Below are 16,341 nucleotides of genomic sequence, written 5' to 3' on the forward strand. Positions count from 1 at the left end.
CAACTTAACCAGTGGTTAAGTGAATAAGGGCGTACGGTGAATGCCTTGGCACTAGGAGCCGATGAAGGACGGGACGAACACCGATATGCTTCGGGGAGCTGTAAGTAAGCTTTGATCCGGAGATTTCCGAATGGGGGAACCTCATTGTTTTAATCGACAATGGCAAGTAAGTGAATACATAGCTTATGATGTGGTAGACGTGGTGAACTGAAACATCTCAGTAGCCATAGGAAAAGAAAGAAAAATCGATTTCCTAAGTAGCGGCGAGCGAACGGGAAAGAGGCCAAACCAAAGTGCTTGCACTTTGGGGTTGTAGGACTGAAGGAAGGTATGACAAGATCTAGCCGAATGATTTGGGAAAATCAATCGAAGAAGGTGAAAATCCTGTAGGCGAAAGATCGCGGCAGCCTGTCAGTATCCTGAGTACGGCGGTACACGTGAAATTCCGTCGGAATCCACCGGGACCATCCGGTAAGCCTAAATACTACCTAGTGACCGATAGTGAACCAGTACCGTGAGGGAAAGGTGAAAAGCACCCCGGGAGGGGAGTGAAAGAGTACCTGAAACCGTATGCCTACAAGCAGTCAAAGCCCGTTAAAGGGTGATGGCGTACTTTTTGTAGAACGGACCGGCGAGTGACGATAGCAAGCAAGGTTAAGCGGAAGAAGCGGAGCCTTAGCGAAAGCGAGTCTGAATAGGGCGTCAAGTTTGTTGTCGTCGACCCGAAACCAAGTGATCTACCCATGTGCAGGGTGAAGGTGTGGTAAAACACGCTGGAGGCCCGAACCCACGTCTGTTGAAAAAGGCGGGGATGACGTGTGGGTAGCGGTGAAATTCCAATCGAACTTGGAGATAGCTGGTTCTCTCCGAAATAGCTTTAGGGCTAGCCTTGGATGATGACTATTGGAGGTAGAGCACTGTTTGATCGAGGGGTCCATCTAGGATTACTGACATCTGATAAACTCCGAATGCCAAAAAGTTTTAGTCCAGGAGTCAGACGGCGAGTGATAAGATCCGTCGTCGAAAGGGAAAGAGCCCAGACCACCAGCTAAGGTCCCAAAGTATCAGTTAAGTGGAAAAGGATGTGGGGTTGCACAGACAACTAGGATGTTGGCTTAGAAGCAGCCATCATTTAAAGAGTGCGTAATAGCTCACTAGTCGAGTGACCCTGCGCCGAAAATGTACCGGGGCTAAACTGAACACCGAAGCTGTGGATCCGTGAGGATGGTAGGAGAGCGTTCTATAGGCAGAGAAGCTGGATCGTGAGGACCAGTGGAGCGTATAGAAGTGAGAATGCCGGTATGAGTAGCGAAAGACGGGTGAGAATCCCGTCCACCGAATGACTAAGGTTTCCTGGGGAAGGCTCGTCCTCCCAGGGTAAGTCGGGACCTAAGCCGAGACCGAAAGGGATAGGCGATGGACAACAGGTTGAGATTCCTGTACTTGTTTTATTTGTTTGAGCGAAGGAAGGACACAGGAGGCTAAGCTGAGCGCGGAGATGGAAAGACGCGTCCAAGCAGTAAGTGTGATGGTGAGTGAAAGGCTTGCCACAGAGTACACAAGCTGTGACGGGGAGAGAAATCAAGTATCGAAGCAGCCGATGTCACACTGTCAAGAAAAGTTTCTAGTGAGAATAAAGCAACCCGTACCGCAAACCGACACAGGTAGTCGAGTGGAGAACACTAAGGTGAGCGAGCGAACTCTCGTTAAGGAACTCGGCAAAATGACCCCGTAACTTCGGGAGAAGGGGTGCTGACCGCAAGGTCAGCCGCAGTGAATAGGCCCAAGCGACTGTTTATCAAAAACATAGGTCTCTGCCAAATCGGAAGATGACGTATAGAGGCTGACGCCTGCCCGGTGCTGGAAGGTTAAGAGGAAGGGTAAGCTTTCGAGCGAAGCTCTGAATTGAAGCCCCAGTAAACGGCGGCCGTAACTATAACGGTCCTAAGGTAGCGAAATTCCTTGTCAGGTAAGTTCTGACCCGCACGAAAGGCGTAACGATTTGGGCACTGTCTCAACGAGAGGCTCGGTGAAATTGTAGTACCAGTGAAGATGCTGGTTACCCGCGACAGGACGGAAAGACCCCATGGAGCTTTACTGTAGGTTGATATTGAATGTTTGTGTGACATGTACAGGATAGGTAGGAGCCGAAGAGATCGGGACGCTAGTTTCGAAGGAGGCACCCGTGGGATACTACCCTTGTGACATGACCATTCTAACCCGCGACCATAATCTGGTCGGGAGACAGTGTCAGTCGGGCAGTTTGACTGGGGCGGTCGCCTCCTAAAGAGTAACGGAGGCGCCCAAAGGTTCCCTCAGAATGGTTGGAAATCATTCGAAGAGTGTAAAGGCAGAAGGGAGCTTGACTGCGAGACCTACAAGTCGAGCAGGGACGAAAGTCGGGCTTAGTGATCCGGTGGTTCCGCATGGAAGGGCCATCGCTCAACGGATAAAAGCTACCCTGGGGATAACAGGCTTATCTCCCCCAAGAGTTCACATCGACGGGGAGGTTTGGCACCTCGATGTCGGCTCATCGCATCCTGGGGCTGAAGTCGGTCCCAAGGGTTGGGCTGTTCGCCCATTAAAGCGGTACGCGAGCTGGGTTCAGAACGTCGTGAGACAGTTCGGTCCCTATCCGTCGCGGGCGTTGGAAATTTGAGAGGAGCTATCCTTAGTACGAGAGGACCGGGATGGACACACCGCTGGTGTACCAGTTGTTCCACCAGGAGCACAGCTGGGTAGCTATGTGTGGACGGGATAAGCGCTGAAAGCATCTAAGCGTGAAGCCCCCCTCGAGATGAGATTTCCCATCTCAATAAGAGAGTAAGACCCCTGAAAGACGATCAGGTAGATAGGTTCGGAGTGGAAGCCTAGTAATAGGTGAAGCGGACGAATACTAATCGGTCGAGGACTTATCCAAAGGAAAAGTTGTATGACAAAGAGGAAGAGACTATAGATTCAGTTTTGAGCGAATAAGGCTCATATTGTGCGGTGACGATAGCAAGAAGGATACACCTGTTCCCATACCGAACACAGAAGTTAAGCTTCTTAGCGCCGAATGTAGTTGGGGGTTTCCCCCTGTGAGACTAGGACGTTGCCGTGCAAGAAAAAACTCGTATAAGATCAGCATTTTGTTGATTTTTATACGAGTTTTTTCTTGCCATGAGATAATTTTTATTAAATAAGAGTAAGGAGTGGGATGAAAAGGAAAAAGAGCCCTATAATTACAGTTTTGTACCGACTCCCAAAAGTTAAACCAAAAATCTAACCTTTGGAGGTCGGCATTTTTATGTCAAAGTATAGTTATCAATTTAAGAAAGAAGTTGTTCAAGCTTACTTAGAAGGTAAAGGTGGCTGCGCATTTCTTGCTAAACAATATGGAATAAAAAGTAAAAGTCAAATTCGACGATGGATAAACAAACAAGAGAAAAGAAAGAGAAGAAAGGCAAACGCCCAATGGGGCAGATTCAGTAGATACGAGTACAGATCGGATTACACAGTTGGAAGATGAATGATATTGGACCAAGTTAGAGAATGCTTTTTTAAAAGAGTTGAGGAGGTTGCGTTTAGAGGAAGAAACCAAAACGAAAAAAAGCTAACATCATACACAGCCTCCGAGGACAATTCAAACTGAAAGATCTTCTCAAATATACAGGTATGCCAAAAGCCACTTTTATGTACTGGCAGAAAAGATTCAATAGAAAAAATCCAGATCAAGAAATTGAAACAAAAATCATAGAAATTCGTCAAGAAAATAGAGATTACGGCTATCGGCGTATGACCGCTGCGATGAAAAATCAAGGCTTTCTGATCAATAAGGAAAAAATTCAACGACTCATGCAAAAATTAAAGCTTCAAGTTACTTCATATACGAGAAAAAGTCGAAAATATAATTCCTATAAAGGTAAATATGGTCGAATAGCGCCTAATAGAATCCATCGTCGTACTTTTCATTCAGATCAGGGTTGGGCTTATCAGATGAAAAGTTATACAGATCGCTTAAAGGCAGAACGAATTTTCCAAAGTATGTCCAGGAAAGGCAACTGTCACGATAATTCAGTGATGGAAAACTTTTTTGGCTTACTAAAACAAGAAATTTATTATGGGGTTATCTATTACAGTTACGAAGAATTAAAATCCGCCATAGAGAAATATATCAAGTACTATAACGAAAAACGAATCAAAGAACGACTAGGATGGATGAGTCCTGTTCAATATCGGATCAGCCTTACGGCTGCATAGAAAAACGTAGCAGTCGATAAAACTACTATGTTTAAAAAGTCTAACTTTTTGGGGTCACATCAAATTACAGTTTTCTAGGCTCTTTTTGAGAAGAAAGGTCTAAGTTAGTTTTTTGAATAAAATACAGAGGACGTTTCTTGCTCTCCATAAAAGTTTTACCTACATATTTGCCAACGATGCCTAAGGAAAGCATTTGTAGGCCTCCCATAGCTAAAATGACAACAATTGTTGAGGTCCATCCAGAGGTAGGATTTCCGAAAAGAAGGGTTCGTATAGCTAAAAAAATAGCATAGCTAATAGAAAGTATAAAAACTAAAAATCCTATAAAGGCTATAATGTCTAAAGGAACTTGTGAGAAAGAAAGAATACCTTCGATAGAATAGGTGAAGAGAGAAGTAAGATTCCATTTACTATCTCCAGCGCTTCGTTTTTCATTAGGAAAAGAAAGATAAGTTTTACGATAGCCTACCCAATTAAAAAGTCCTTTAGAAAAACGATGGACTTCTTGGAGAGCAAGGAGACTATTAACGATTGGCTTGTCCATGAGTCTAAAATCTGTTTCATTTTGGCAGAAAGGAATATCTGTCATGAGTCGGAGAAGTTCGTAAAATTTATGAGATAAAAAGGCTCGAATAGCAGCTTCCCCTTGGCGGTTTTGCCGTTGAGTAGCAATCATATCATATTGTTCCGTTTCCATTTCTTTTATCATGAGAGGAATGAGACGGGGAGGATGTTGCAGATCGACATCCATCGTAATCACCCACTCTCCTTGACTATAGGTAAGCCCAGCGACCAGTGCGGCTTCTTTGCCAAAGTTTCTTGAAAAAGAAAGATATTGAACGTTTGAATGCTTGGAAGATAATTTTTCTAAAACGGATAAAGTTTGATCAGTGGACCCATCGTCCACAAATAAATAATGAAAACTATAAGCAGGACAGACTGCTTCGATAGCCTGCATGGCTGCAAAATAGGGATTAATAGTTAATTCTTCGTTGTAACAAGGTACGATGACAGTAATAGTTTTCAATGGATCACCTCATAATCTTTTTTCATTATAACGAATTTTTTAGAATAAACATAGTCTAAGCAGGAGAGAAAAACAAGTAATCGCTAGATAAGCAGTAGTCGAGAATACATGGTATAATGTAAAAAAAGAAAAGGGAATGATTCGCATTAACAAGAAAAAACTGGGATTAATTTTCCTAACACTTATCTTAAGTATATTTGTTATTTTTCAATTGTCGGGACGGCGACTTCATTTTGTTCAACCGACTCCTTCTGCTAATACCCAAATGCAGGTGCAATATAGGGAAATTTATCGGGATGTTGAGCATGTCAGCCGATATGTGCATGAATATAAAAAATTGCCGCCTAATTATATCACCAAAAAGCAGGCCAAAAAAGCTGGTTGGAACAGTGAAACTGGAAATTTATGGGAAGTGACAGATAAAAAGACAATTGGTGGAGACGTGTTTGGCAATTATCAAGAAGAACTGCCTGTAAAAGAGAAATATCATGAAGCGGATGTTAACTATTATGGGGGCTATAGAGGTTCTGAACGGATTGTGTATTCAGATAAGGGAGCTATTTATTACTCTAAAGATCATTATAAGAATTTTAAGCGTTTGTATTAGCAGAGGGAAGTGGCGTTGTGACTCAAGAACGAACAGTAGTGGTTACTTGGAAAGCACTCAATCATTTCAGTGATCTGTACTGTATTTTTAATCCAATATTTTTGTCTCAAAAAGCAGAGGTTGATAATTTAGATGCTTTGTATGATCAACTAACAAGTGTTTCTCGACCGTTAAAAATTATCATTCAAGGAAGAGAGCACATCATGCAAGAACAAGACTGTCCCGCTCAGCGAGTGGTAGATCTTTTAGAGAATGCTGCGGAGGAAAATGAGACCTTACAACTTGAATGGGAGTAGATAAAATGATGATAAGTGTCTTGATGGTAGAGAGCAAAGTGAAATCTGATTTGCGAGTAAAGGCCTTACTTCCTAAGGCTTTTTCGATTATCCAAACGATTTATCAACCCGGAATTGTCATTGCACCTCAACAAGTGACGTCGACTCAATGGATAATTGGGTTTAATCATACTTCTCTTAGTTTTTTAGCTTATCGCTTTTTAGAACAACTCCTGTATCCATTAGATTTAAAAGGCGGAATCTCTTATGGAAAATGGGATAAAGAGGAGCTATGGGATAGTCCTGTGGTGGTTTATGCAGCCTATGCTTTAGATGAAGCTAAGGACCTCAAAACGATTCAAGTGTTATATAATGCAAACTATATGGAAGACCAATTAACCAATATGCTATTAAAAAGTTGGAGCCATATTCTTTATGAACAGTCTGAAATTCAGAGAACGCTAAGATTTTCATATGAAATTCAAAACCCACTCTTTTTGTCATATGGAATGATAAAAGAAGATTGGCCGTTTGATGAGATGGAAGCTGTCGAATTACTAAAAGTTCCATTTTATCAAGCGTATGAAAAATTGCAGGATTACCAAATGATGGATTTTAAAAAGAAAAAGGCTTTAAGATGTATAGATTTGCATCAAGCTATCTCTAGTGAAAGTTATTTAGTTACAGGCTTGTTTAAAAAGGGCTATGCCACTGCGATGGCGGCTATGAATCATACGACGCGGCAAAATATTGATTATCATATTCATAATGGGAGCTTTGCAGATGAGAGAAATTATGCAGCGGCATTAGTTTTACAATTAGAACGGGAAGAATTGGCGATTTAAGTCGATTTATGGGTAATATTTTTGTTACAATAGAAAAGAAGTAAAAATAAGGAGGCTTATTATGCAATATCGTTTGGATCTATCCAATGCAACGATTAAACGAAGAGCGGGACAAAGTTTAAAGAATAATCAAATAAAATTTGGACTAGCCGTTCTTTTGAACGCTGTGATTATTTTAGGAATAACAAGTGGAATAATGGGACTGTTGAAGGTAAAAATCGTTTTGCCTGAGCAGAGCTTGGATCAATTTTATGTTCAAACTCCTTCTTTTTTAAGGACGCTACTTGTTACTTTTAAGAATCAATGGGCAGCTCAAGATCTCATGATAATGGGAGGAGCCATCTTTGTATTGACCTTTTTATGTACACAATTGCAAGTTTTCGGCTTGACTTGGGGCAGTTTAAACATGGCAGATAGTGGGAAATTTAGTTGGAAATCGGTGTGGAGTCCGTTCACACATCGCCCTATTCGTCATTATTTTTTATCTCTTTTATCAGGTATTATTCAATATATGGCTACTTTTATTTTTGTAGGGACTTTTGTTTGTTTACTTGCTTTTTATTCTGTAGTCATTGTATCAACAGGACGTGCAGCAATTGGCCAGTGGACCTATTATCTTATTCATGCCTTGTATTTGACGATTATGGCCTTGGTAATGATCTTAGTGGGATTGTTTTCCGGATGGCTCTATTATGGCTTTAGTTTAATGACTTATCCATGCTATGATAATAGAAAGACAGGATTCTTCCGTGCTTTAAGAATGAGCTGGAGTTTGATGTCCGGTAATCGTGTGAGACTATTTAAATGGCGGATTTGGTACCGCCTACTCCCCGCTGCTTTAGTGACCGGCGTATTGGCTGGAATTATTGGAGCAAAGGATATTTTTATGACGAAGGGAACATCTTCTCTAGGAGAAATCGGCATTTGGACAGGTACAGGGGCTATAGCCTTTCTCTATATTTTATTCAATTGGCTGAAATCTTATGCAGTTGAAGCTGTCTTTTACCGCGAATTAACGTATCAGTATGCTTTTGCTCTGAATGAAAAATATCCAGGATTTGGAGCTGCTCCTGCTAAAGATCTTTCCACTTTTTATCACACAGAAGAGAGACCACAATTTACAGCAGATACGGTAGCTGTTGATGCAGGCATGCTCTTGGGACAAACAGCGGATTTGAAAGTTGAAGAAGATACGCTTTCAGAGGAAGCCTTTAAGGAACACTTTGGACCAGCTGAATCGGAAAAAGAGAGTGAAACGTTAAAAATTAAGAAACCCCAGGAGATTCCTCCTTTGTATGATTGGAATGTGACAGAAGGAGAAGAAACGAAGACAAGTCTTACGCCCCCTCCAGAAACAGGGAAAAAGTTAGCAGAAGATGATCATCCGATTTTGGTGATGTCGGATGTGGGAGAAGAAGAAAAGATCTCTTACGTTCCTGTCAAAGATCCTGATGAGATAGAGCCAATAGAAGAACCTAAAAAAATTCTTGAAAAGGAGGAGGAGTATGACTTTGTTGATCCTGGCTATGTCCTTGATAAAAGTCAACAAACTCCTGTGCAGCCTGCAGCTACTGTATTTGCACCATCGGAAGAACCAGAAATTGAAAAAGCTGAACAGCCTTTACAGCCTGAGCATGTGGAGCCTATTTTGAACATTCAGGATAAGAGAGATGTTCAAGTTAATCAATTAAAAAGTGAGGAGAAGATAACTATGGAAAAACAACCTTATAACCCTTATGGATACAATACACCTAAACGGACTAATTTTAAGAAAACTGAACACACTGAAGAGATTATTTTAGGTGCAGATAAAGCACAAGCAGATAATTATAAAAACAGTTTGATTCGTCCAGGAGATTTTGAAAAAGAAGATGACAAGAAGTAGAGATTTCTTGGAAGAGATGTAAAAAATCCATCTAGTCGTTAAAAGCAAACGACTGGATGGATTTTATTTTTGGGAAGAAGTTAATGCGATAGCAAGTTCATGAATAGCTGTCGCTTGTTTTAGTGGAATGCCTAAGGATTGAATGTCCTTAATGGAAGCATTACGAATATTTTTAAGACTTTTAAAGTGATTTAATACTTTTTGACGTGTTTTAGGGCCGACACCTGGAAGATTTTCTAAACGCGATTTGAAGGAATTTTTACTATGAAGTTGCCGATGAAAAGTTTTAGCGTAACGGTCGACTTCTATTTGAATGCGTTGTACGAGATGGAAAGCTTGAGATTTGGGATCCAGCGGGACAGCAGAGAGGCCTTCTCCAAAAATTAAATAGGAAGTGCGATGCTTATCATCTTTAACCATGCCTGCCACGGGGAGGCTTTCTAACCCTAATTCTTCTTTTAATACTTGACGTGCAGCATGAACTTCAATACTTCCTCCGTCCATTAAAATTAAGTGAGGAAGGGGCTTATTTTCTTTCAGAAGGCGACTGTATCGTCTGCGAATAACTTCTTGGCTAGCTGCAAATTCATTGGCTCCTTGGAAGGATTTGATTTTAAATTTTCGATAAGCGGATTTTTTAGGTTTCCCTTCTTCATAAACAACCATCCCACAGACATTATCGGCCCCTTGGATGTTAGAAAAGTCAAAACTTTCAATAGTATGTAGATAAGGCAAGCTAAGAGCTTGACTCAGCTCTTGGACTGCCCCTCGAGTTTTTTGTTCGTTCATTTCTAGTAATTTAAATTTTTGCTCATGGGCTAACTGGGCATTCTCTTGGGCGAGGATGAGCATTTTGTGCTTATCTCCACGTTGAGGTGTGACGACAGAAATATTAAGAGCTTCTTTAAGTAGAGATTTATCGATCGTTTTAGGGACGAGAATTTCTTTGGGTAAAGTATGACAAGAATTATGGTAGAACTGGGCAATGTAGGTCGTCATTTCTTCTTCGGGGGTATTATAGCAAGGGAAGAGAGCAGATTTACGCTTGATAATTGAAAATTGTCTGAGGAGAAAGACTTGAATACTTATCCAGCCATGATCATAGTAATAGGCAAAAACATCTCGATTATTATAATGCTTACTCATGATATTTTGCGGTTCTACAGTTTGTTCAATATAATGGATTTGATCTCTATAGTCGGCAGCTCTTTCGAATTGGAGGTTTTCAGCAGCTAGTTGCATTTTCTGTTGAAGATCTTTTTTTATGGTTTTCACATTTCCATTTAAAAATTGAGTAATGTGTTGAATTTGTTTTTGGTAAGTTTTGGGATCAATGGGATGATCACAGCAGCCAATACATTGTCCCAAATGGTAGTAAAAGCAAGCTCTTTTTTCCTTTCTTGAACATTTCCTTAGAGGATAAATCTTTTGGAGGAGATCTCTGGTTGCAGTGGCCGCGTTGATGTTAGGATAAGGTCCAAAATAAAGGCCACCATCTTTTTGAACATTGGAAGTGATAAGAAGTTGAGGATCTTTTTCTCGAGTAATTTTAAGATAAGGATACATGGTCCCGTATTTTAATAGGATGTTGTAATGTGGTTTGTAGCGCTTGATGAGATTGATTTCTAAGAGAAGGCTTTCCTTATTTGTAGTGGTCATAATAATTTCAAAATCAGCAATTTCTTGAACAAGTTGTGCAGTTTTGCCTGTATGATGACTTTTAAAATAGGAATGCACGCGATTAAAAAGATTCTTGGCTTTGCCAATATAGATAATACGCCGATTTTTATCTTTCATGAGATAACAGCCAGGTTTTTTAGGGAGTAATTTTAATTTTTTTTCAATCCATTCGCTAGCCATGAGTGACTTCCTTTCCTTTGTAACGCTTTTATTATACCAAGAGCTCGGAAGAAATGACTAGAAAAGACTTTTGCAAGGAAGCTTTTAGGGACGAAAGGGGCGGCTTATGCTAGAATAGACTTATTGGTGAACGAAAGTGAGGGAGGTATTATGAAACATCGATTAGGGTCACTTGTTAAAACTGCCCTATGCTTAGGCGGGGCGCTGGCGTATTACTATTATCAAAATTATTGCTTGCAATCGACACATTATATCTTGGAGAGTCCGGTTTATCCTTCACAAATGGAAGGATTAAAAATCGTTCACTTATCAGATTTAAATCTTCCAGAGCAGAGAGTTCCTTTCTCTCAATTAATTCGAAAAGTGAAAAAAGAATGTCCAGGGATGATTGCCCTTACAGGAAATCTCATTCATCAAGAATTAGCTTTTAATCCTCAAGAATTAAAAGCTTTTGCTTCGGAATTGGTGGCTATTGCACCTACCTTTATGGTCTATGGCGATCATGAAGTGCAAAGTACTTATTCTCGGCTTATGGAAGAATGTCTACAAGCAAGCGGGGTAAAAATGTTGCATGATCAAGCCATTACTTGGAACTATCAGGGAGACTCCATTACCATCATGGGCTTGATGGAAAAAGTGAATCGTCATTTTTTGAAGCGAGATCCTTTAAAATTTATTCGCTTAAGTAAGGAGCAGGAGGCTTTGCCTAAAATCCTTCTTGCTCACCATCCGGAAGCCTTCCTTCGTTATCATGATCAAGATGAAAAATCTCCAGATCTGGTTTTGACGGGTCATGCTCAAGGTGGACAGATTCAAGTTCCAGGAATAGGGGGCCTTTATGCTCCCAATCAAGGCTATTTTCCTTCGTATACAGAAGGGGTTTATCGCTTGCCAGGAAACCGTTACAAAGGAATGGTTATCTCACGGGGAATTGGACAGCCCCAATGGGAATTTCGTCTCCACAATCGTTCAGAGATGGTGTGTGTTACCCTCGTGAAGGATTGGCAAGCCTTTAAGAGTCGCTATATGAAGTGAGAGGGCTCTACTAGAAATTAAAAAGATAGGTGACCTATGGAAAATCAAACAAGATATCCTTTAAATGTAGAAAATCAAGGAAATTTAACTGAAAATGAGAGAAAATTACTTCTTATTTGGCAAAGCCAGGGATTTGATAAAGCAAGCTTGATCCAAGAAAAAGCTTATCTCCCTATTCGACAAGGGGAAAATATTCAAGGCATTTCACCTACAGGAACTGGTAAAACATTAGCTTATTTGTTACCTCTATTAGCAAATACTGAAGCCAATCATTATTTACAACTTGTGATCGTAGCCCCAACTCAGGAATTAGCTGGGCAAATTCAAACGGTTGTGAAAGTGTGGAGCAAACCTTTAAATTTACATTCTCAGCTATTGGTTGGAGGGGCTAATCTCAAACGGCAAATCGATCAGCTAAAACATAAGCCAGAGATCATAGTCGGAACGCTCGGAAGGCTAAATGAATTAGCAGATAAGAAAAAAATAAAATTAAATCAAGTGAAAGCTTTTGTCCTAGATGAAGCGGATCAACTAGGAGGAGAAGAGCGGTTAAGCTTTGTGAAAGCTTTCTATGATCGATTACCAAGAAGCTGTCAAACCTTAGCTTTTCAAGCTACGGTTCAGGAGAGCGAAAAGTTAAGTCAGGTGATGGATTTAACAGAAGTTATTGACGTGAGAAATCAGGTTGGCCCTAATCAGAATCGAAAATATACCTATATAAAAATGCCTGTCAGGAAACGCATAGACGGGCTCAGACGATTGGCTCATTTAGAAGGAATGCAAGCCTTAGTCTTTGTTCGGGCAAAAGCAGATATTGAAAAAATTAAAGCTCAGCTAACCTACCACGGGATTCCTTGCGAAGGGTTACATAGTGATTTATCTTCTCAAAAGCGTCAACAGATCATGCAGGCGTTTCATCAAGGAAAATTAATTTATTTACTAACGACAGATGTGACCAGTCGGGGAATTGATATTCCTCATTTACCTTATGTGATTGAGTATGATTTAGCGACTGATCAAGAAAGTTATATTCATCGAGCTGGGCGTACAGCAAGAATGGGTAAGTCGGGAACGATTATTAGCTTGGTCAATAATGACCATGTTATTCGAGAGTTGAAACATTTATTGCCTAAAGATCAAGTTCTCGTCGAATATTTCTTGTATGAGGGAGAACTTAGGGATTGCCCACCAGAGAAGACTTTTGACAAAACAAAAGCAACCTTGAAAAAGAAAAAAGAAAAGAAAAATAAGGCAAGGCCAAACGTTCTTCTCGGTAAGGAAAAACCGCATAAAAAGAAAAATAGAAAACGACAGCAGAAAAATAAAGGGGCAGGTCGCTTTAAAAAGTGAGAAGACTTAGCCAATGAAAAGGAGAACAAGAAATGAAACGTTTTGCTATTATATTAGCTGCAGGTAAAGGGACAAGAATGAAGTCCAAAAAATATAAGGTGTTACATGAAGTGGCTCATAAGCCTATGGTTGAACATGTCTTGGATCATGTGTCTTCAGCGGGATTTGAGAAAGTTATAACGATTGTAGGATTCGGAGCTGAAGAAGTGAAAAAAGTTTTAGGATCACGGACGAAGTTTGCTCTGCAAGAAGAACAATTAGGAACAGGCCATGCGGTTTTACAAGCGGAACAGTTTTTAGGCCGAGAAAAGGGAACAACTTTAGTGATTTGTGGGGATACGCCTTTAATTAGCCAAGAAGTTTTAGAATCTTTAGTCCAAAAGCACGCGGAAGAAGGAGCGAAAGCAACGATTCTTACGGCTCAAACGGAGCACCCTTTTGGTTATGGACGGATTATTCGCGACCAAGATGGATTGGTTCAAAAAATTGTGGAAGAAAAAGATTCGACAGAAGAAGAGAAACGTGTGACAGAAATTAATACGGGAACCTATGTATTCGATAATGAAAGTCTCTTTGAATGCTTGCACCAAGTAGGCAATGATAACGCACAAGGAGAATATTATCTACCAGATGTGATTGGAATTCTTCAAGCACAGGGTGAGCGAATTGCTGCGTATCAAATGGAGGATTTTAGTGCATCTTTAGGAGTAAATGATCGTGTAGCTTTGGCGAAAGCTAACCAACTTTTCTATCAAAGAAATAATGAAAAGTGGATGAAAGCAGGAGTTACCTTAGTAGATCCCTCTTCTACTTATATTGATCCAGAAGTGGTTATTGGAGAAGATACAGTGCTAGAGGCTAATGTCCGCCTCTTAGGTAAAACGACAATTGGACCGGATTGTGTTATTGATGCCTATTCGACAATTAGAGATAGTCAAATTGGACAGGGAGTGGTTATTCAATCCTCTCAAATTGAAGAGTCTCAAGTAGGCGATTATGTCACGATTGGACCAATGGCACACCTTCGGCCAAAGTCTAAACTTGAGGATTATGTTCATATTGGAAATTTTGTGGAAGTGAAGAATGCTACTTTAGGCAAACATACCAAAGCCGGCCACCTCACTTATATTGGAGATGCTGATCTCGGAGAAGATATTAATGTTTCGTGTGGTGTTATTTTCTGCAATTATGATGGTGTTCAGAAATATCGGAGTCAAATCGGAGACCATAGCTTTATCGGTTCCAATGCTAACCTGGTGGCACCAGTGAATGTCAGTGATCATAGTTTTATTGCAGCGGGGTCTACAATTACCAAAGATGTGCCTTCTAAGGCGCTGGCTTTAGGACGCTCCAAACAGGTAAACAAGGAAAATTATTGGGATAAACTCCCAATTTCTAAAAATCAATCGAATTCCTGAACAACTTCCTGTAGAAGTATGTTAGAATAGATACTAGAGACGTTTTAGTATTTATTTGATTAGGAGGAGCCTACGATAATGTCTGATATAAAAGTATTTTCTCTTAATTCCAATGAACCATTGGCTGAGAAGATTGCGGCATGTATGGGAGTAGAATTAGGAAAGATTGTGGTTAACCACTTTAGTGATGGTGAAATTCATATTAACATTGAAGAATCCATCCGTGGGGATCATGTCTTCATTATTCAATCTACCTCAGCGCCCGTAAACGATAACTTGATGGAGTTATTGATTATGATTGATGCTTGCCGTCGAGCAAGCGCTGAACAAATTAATGTGGTCATTCCTTATTTTGGTTATGCTCGTCAAGATAGAAAATCAAAACCACGGGAGCCGATCACATCCAAATTAGTTGCTAATATGATTGAAAAGACTGGAGCAACTCGTGTGCTTGTTTTGGATTTACATGCAGCACAAATTCAAGGATTCTTTGATATCCCAGTAGATCATCTCTATGGGGCGTCCTTATTAGCTAATTATTTCCTAGATAATCCTAACTATGTTGAAAAAGATATTGTAGTGGTTTCTCCTGACCACGGTGGAGTAACGCGTGCGCGTAAATTAGCTGAGTTCCTTAACGCGCCTCTAGCTATTATTGATAAACGTCGTCCGCGAGCTAATGTGGCAGAAGTAATGAATATTGTTGGAGATGTTCGGGGTAAGGACTGCATCATTATTGATGATATCATTGATACAGCAGGAACTATTACAGTAGCTTCTAAAGCTTTGATGGAAGCGGGGGCAACTTCTGTGAATGTTTGCTGTACCCATCCTGTACTTTCCGGCCCTGCTATTGAGCGGTTGCAAAATTCAGATATTCGAGAAATTATAGTTACAGATACTATCAATCTTCCAGAAGAAAAGAAGATTGACAAGATTAAAGTGGTAACAGTGGCAGAACTGATTGCAGAAGCCATTATTCGGATTCAAAATAATGAATCTGTGAGTCCATTGTTCAGAGAGAAATTCAAAGGCATTCGACACTAACACTTATTTATAAAATAAGAAAAGGGACGAATAAAAAGCTATCGGAAACTCCCGGTAGCTTTTTATATGGTGTGATTTTTTATAAAAATGGATTAAAATATAGAAATGAAGAAAACATCTGTACTTCTTTTTGGGGTACGGCTTTTCTTGCGTGAAAAGGAGTTAAAAATGAAGTTAGTAGTAGGGTTAGGAAATCCAGGCAAAGAATATGAAAATACACGACATAATGCCGGTTTTATTGTGGTGAATGAATGGGCTTATCGCAGTCATGAGGAGTTTAATCGGCAGGCTTTTAATGGCGTTTATTTTCAAAAGCAAGTGGCTGGCGAAAAAGTTCTCGTAGTAAAGCCTACAACATTTATGAATTTATCCGGACAATGTGTGGCTGGCTTCATGAATTATTACAAATTAGATTTAGAAGATCTTTTAGTGGTTTATGATGATATGGATATGGAAGTTGGACGTTTACGTTTAAGGAAAAAAGGTTCTGCTGGCGGACATAATGGAATGAAAGATATTATCAAATGCTTAAGCAGCCAAGAAATTCAACGGATAAAGTTAGGAATTGGGCATCCTAAGGGCAAAGGCTCCGTGGTAAACCATGTCCTTGGGCACTTTTCAACTGAAGAAAAGGAAGACATGTTAGAAAGTACTACCTTAGCAGCAGATGCTATTGAAGATTGGATACAGGGTGTTTCCTTTGAGCAATTGATGAATCGTTACAATCACTAACAACAAAAGAAGAGGAAT

At 40.3% G+C, this 16,341-nt stretch carries 12 protein-coding genes, 2 rRNA genes and 1 pseudogene; 13 read left to right on the plus strand and 2 right to left on the minus strand.

All coding sequences use genetic code 11. The features are described from left to right. Window positions 1-13 precede the first annotated feature (13 nt). The 4 genes and pseudogenes from AWM71_RS04345 to AWM71_RS08135 form a co-directional block, all read left to right on the plus strand. A 23S ribosomal RNA gene (locus AWM71_RS04345) occupies window positions 14-2,920 on the plus strand. Window positions 2,921-2,987: 67 nt separating this feature from the next. Next, window positions 2,988-3,103 (plus strand): 5S ribosomal RNA (gene rrf, locus AWM71_RS04350). A gap of 186 nt (window positions 3,104-3,289) precedes the next feature. Beyond that, window positions 3,290-3,511, plus strand: coding sequence for a helix-turn-helix domain-containing protein (locus tag AWM71_RS08350; protein ID WP_060776814.1), 222 nt, complete (start codon window positions 3,290-3,292; stop codon window positions 3,509-3,511). 13 nt (window positions 3,512-3,524) lie between these two features. After that, window positions 3,525-4,242: pseudogene (locus AWM71_RS08135) on the plus strand (IS3 family transposase); the annotation flags it as partial. 64 nt (window positions 4,243-4,306) lie between these two features. Here AWM71_RS08135 and AWM71_RS04365 read toward each other — a convergent pair. Continuing rightward, the gene (locus AWM71_RS04365) at window positions 4,307-5,269 is read right to left on the minus strand and encodes a glycosyltransferase family 2 protein (RefSeq protein ID WP_060776816.1); all 963 of its coding nucleotides are present in this window, start codon (window positions 5,267-5,269) and stop codon (window positions 4,307-4,309) included. 136 nt (window positions 5,270-5,405) lie between these two features. Here AWM71_RS04365 and AWM71_RS04370 point away from each other — a divergent pair, with 136 nt between their 5' ends. The 4 genes from AWM71_RS04370 (at window position 5,406) to AWM71_RS04385 (ending at window position 8,881) form a co-directional block, all read left to right on the plus strand. After that, a complete protein-coding gene (locus tag AWM71_RS04370) occupies window positions 5,406-5,876 on the plus strand; it encodes a ribonuclease domain-containing protein (protein ID WP_060776817.1) in 471 nt (156 codons plus the stop codon). A 17-nt stretch (window positions 5,877-5,893) separates the two neighbouring features. Continuing rightward, on the plus strand, window positions 5,894-6,172 hold the full coding sequence (locus tag AWM71_RS04375; RefSeq protein ID WP_060776818.1) for a barstar family protein: 279 nt from the start codon (window positions 5,894-5,896) through the stop codon (window positions 6,170-6,172). Window positions 6,173-6,177: 5 nt separating this feature from the next. Then, window positions 6,178-6,996 carry a hypothetical protein gene (locus tag AWM71_RS04380; protein ID WP_144428632.1) on the plus strand — a complete coding sequence of 273 codons (819 nt, stop codon included), beginning with the start codon at window positions 6,178-6,180 and terminating at the stop codon, window positions 6,994-6,996. 61 nt (window positions 6,997-7,057) lie between these two features. Further along, window positions 7,058-8,881: a DUF975 family protein gene (locus AWM71_RS04385; protein WP_060776820.1), complete on the plus strand. Its 1,824-nt coding sequence runs from the start codon at window positions 7,058-7,060 to the stop codon at window positions 8,879-8,881. Window positions 8,882-8,944: 63 nt separating this feature from the next. On the opposite strand, the gene uvrC is transcribed toward AWM71_RS04385, so the two are convergent. After that, the gene (gene uvrC / locus AWM71_RS04390; protein ID WP_060776821.1) at window positions 8,945-10,741 is read right to left on the minus strand and encodes an excinuclease ABC subunit UvrC; all 1,797 of its coding nucleotides are present in this window, start codon (window positions 10,739-10,741) and stop codon (window positions 8,945-8,947) included. A 150-nt stretch (window positions 10,742-10,891) separates the two neighbouring features. Between uvrC and AWM71_RS04395 the strand changes: the two genes are divergently transcribed. The 5 genes from AWM71_RS04395 (at window position 10,892) to pth (ending at window position 16,323) form a co-directional block, all read left to right on the plus strand. After that, a complete protein-coding gene (locus tag AWM71_RS04395) occupies window positions 10,892-11,776 on the plus strand; it encodes a metallophosphoesterase (RefSeq protein ID WP_060776822.1) in 885 nt (294 codons plus the stop codon). Between the two features lie 36 nt (window positions 11,777-11,812). Then, the gene (locus AWM71_RS04400; protein WP_082632712.1) at window positions 11,813-13,126 is read left to right on the plus strand and encodes a DEAD/DEAH box helicase; all 1,314 of its coding nucleotides are present in this window, start codon (window positions 11,813-11,815) and stop codon (window positions 13,124-13,126) included. 32 nt (window positions 13,127-13,158) lie between these two features. After that, complete coding sequence (gene glmU, locus AWM71_RS04405) at window positions 13,159-14,544, plus strand: bifunctional UDP-N-acetylglucosamine diphosphorylase/glucosamine-1-phosphate N-acetyltransferase GlmU (protein WP_060776823.1); 1,386 nt, start codon at window positions 13,159-13,161, stop codon at window positions 14,542-14,544. A gap of 78 nt (window positions 14,545-14,622) precedes the next feature. Continuing rightward, window positions 14,623-15,591, plus strand: a complete 969-nt coding sequence (locus AWM71_RS04410) for a ribose-phosphate diphosphokinase (protein ID WP_060776824.1) — start codon at window positions 14,623-14,625, stop codon at window positions 15,589-15,591. A gap of 168 nt (window positions 15,592-15,759) precedes the next feature. Continuing rightward, window positions 15,760-16,323 (plus strand): aminoacyl-tRNA hydrolase, encoded by a 564-nt coding sequence (pth, locus tag AWM71_RS04415; protein WP_060776825.1) that lies wholly within the window; start codon window positions 15,760-15,762, stop codon window positions 16,321-16,323. The last annotated feature ends 18 nt before the right edge of the window (window positions 16,324-16,341 follow it).

The sequence above is a fragment of the Aerococcus christensenii genome (genome assembly GCF_001543105.1).
GTDB classification, from domain to species: Bacteria; Bacillota; Bacilli; order Lactobacillales; family Aerococcaceae; genus Aerococcus; species Aerococcus christensenii.